General features: G+C 73.3%; 3 protein-coding genes. 2 read left to right on the forward strand and 1 reads right to left on the reverse strand.

Annotation, left to right across the window (positions count from 1 at the left end):
• The coding region (locus tag Q0L15_RS20270; RefSeq protein WP_296606453.1) for an MFS transporter at positions 1-1,220 on the reverse strand (1,220 nt) is incomplete at its 3' end.
• A gap of 69 nt (positions 1,221-1,289) precedes the next feature.
• Between Q0L15_RS20270 and Q0L15_RS20275 the strand changes: the two genes are divergently transcribed.
• Together Q0L15_RS20275 and Q0L15_RS20280 are read left to right on the forward strand one after the other, a co-directional pair.
• A complete protein-coding gene (locus tag Q0L15_RS20275; protein ID WP_296606455.1) occupies positions 1,290-1,871 on the forward strand; it encodes a helix-turn-helix domain-containing protein in 582 nt (193 codons plus the stop codon).
• On the forward strand, positions 1,871-2,142 hold a 272-nt coding region (locus Q0L15_RS20280), incomplete at its 3' end, for a sterol carrier family protein (RefSeq protein ID WP_296606456.1). The genes Q0L15_RS20275 and Q0L15_RS20280, both read left to right, overlap by 1 nt.

The raw sequence follows: 2,142 nt of genomic DNA on the forward strand, positions 1-2,142 counted from the left end.
CGCACCCACGCGGCGGGGCGGGGGACCGAGCGCACCGACGGCGCCAGGGTCGGGATCAGGGCGACCAGAGCGGTGAGCGCGGTGAGCGCGAAGACGGCGTCCCTCCCGCCGAGGCCGGCCAGCAGCGCTCCGGCGACCGCCGGCGCCAGCGGCATCGCGAGCATCGAGGTGAACTGCATCGCCGACTGCACCCGGCCGATCAGCTCCGGCGGGGTGATCGCGATCCGGTAGGAGCCGACGCCCGCGTTGCCGGCCGGGTTGAGGAACAGCCCCACCGAGGCCGCGGTGGCCATGGCCACCGGGTGGTTCCACAGCGCGAGCGGGATCGACAGGGGCACGAAGCTCCAGGCGACCAGCACCGTCAGCGTGCCGGTCGCCACCCGGTCGATCAGCCAGGGCGCGGCCAGGGCGCCGAGGATGCCGCACACGCCGATGGCTGCCTCGACCAGGCCGATCTGGATGGCCGGGAACCCGGCCTCCACCAGGCGCAGCAGCGCGACGAAGAACAGCGCGTTGATCGTGAGGTTGACCAGGGGTGACCACACGAGCAGCACCCGGAAGAACGGGCGCGACCAGACGAACCGCAGGCCGGCGGCCAGCTCGTGCAGCGGGCGACGCGGGCCGGCCGTGGCGGGTGCGGACAGGTCGGTGCGGATGCGGCCGAGCAGCACCCAGCCGACGACGTAGCTGATCGCGTCGAAGAGGAACGGCGCCCAGCGGGTGAGCGCGAACAGGGCGCCGCCGAGCGGCGCACCGGTGAGCGAGGCGATGTGCTGGCGGGCCTGCTGCTGGCTCAGCGCGGTCGGCAGGTCCTCGGCCGCCACGACCGTCCGGATCGCCGCGGTCTCCGCGGGAAGGAACAGGCCGGCGGCGAGGCCGGTGGCCAGCGCCACGACCAGCAGGTGCGGCATCGTCAGCGCCCCCAGCGCTCCGGCGGCGACGAGCGAGGTGTAGCCGACGGCTCCGGCTCCGTGGGAGAGCCGCATCAGCCGCTGCCGGTGGCACCGGTCGGCGAGGATCCCGCCCGGGAGCAGCATCGCGACCATGCCGAGGAGGTACGTCGCCTCCGCCGTCGCGGCCCAGAACGCCGAGTGGGTCATCGCGTAGGCCACCAGCGGCATCACGAAGCTGCTCACGCGGGAGCCCAGTTCCGAGATCGTCTGCCCGATCCACAAGACGGTGAAGTCGTGGTTGCGGGCGAGGGTGCGGTAGGACGGCATATCCGCAACATAAGGTGCGCAATACATGTTGCGCAATAGTGCGTGCGGAATTCGCGTAGACTCGGACCCATGGCGTCGTACGACGATCCGCGCGTGCTCCGCGCGATCGCCCACCCCACCCGCAACCGGATCCTGTCCGAGCTGTTCGCCGCCGGCTCCCTGCGCGCCGCGGACATCGCGCGGCTCATCGACGTGCCGGCCAACCAGGCGAGCTTCCACCTGCGCCAGCTGGCGAAGTACGGGCTCGTGGAGGATGCCCCCGACGAGGCGCGCGACAAGCGCGACCGGGTCTGGCGGCTCGTCGACCCCGAGGGGATCAGCTTCCGCACCCGCGACATGCTCGAGCAGCCCGGGGGCAAGGCGGCGTACGCGGTCTTCCAGCGCAACGCGGTCGCCTGGGGCCACCACCTCGTCGACCGGGCGCTCGCCGTCGAGCCCGAGCGCGGCCGCGAGAAGAGCGTCTCGGAGTGGGCCCTGCGCCTGACCTCCGAGGAGTCCAAGGAGATGCTCGACGAGATCAGCGAGCTCGTCGAGCGGTGGCGTCGGCGCACGCAGGGCGCGGAGGGCGAGCGGACGACGTACTCCGTCTACCAGCTGATCCAGCCCTACCCCGAGCTCGAGACCGGGGCGTCCGAGGAGGCCGACGACTGATGCCCGCTCGCCTGCGCCCCGCCGACCCCGCCGAGGTCGCCGCCGCGCTCGCGCGGCTGGTTGACGCCGACGAGCCCGACCGCGCCGACCTGCGCCTGCTGACCAAGCACTTCCTGGCCGTGCTCGAGACCCGGGCGCCTGGGCGCTCGGTCGAGGTCCGGGTCCCGCCGTACGCCGCCGTGCAGGTCATCCCCGGCGTGCGGCACACCCGCGGCACGCCGCCGGCCGTCGTCGAGATGGACGCCGCGACGTGGATCGCACTGGCCACCGG

It is taken from the genome of Nocardioides sp. (assembly GCF_024509035.1).
In the GTDB taxonomy this organism is placed as follows: domain Bacteria; phylum Actinomycetota; class Actinomycetes; order Propionibacteriales; family Nocardioidaceae; genus Nocardioides.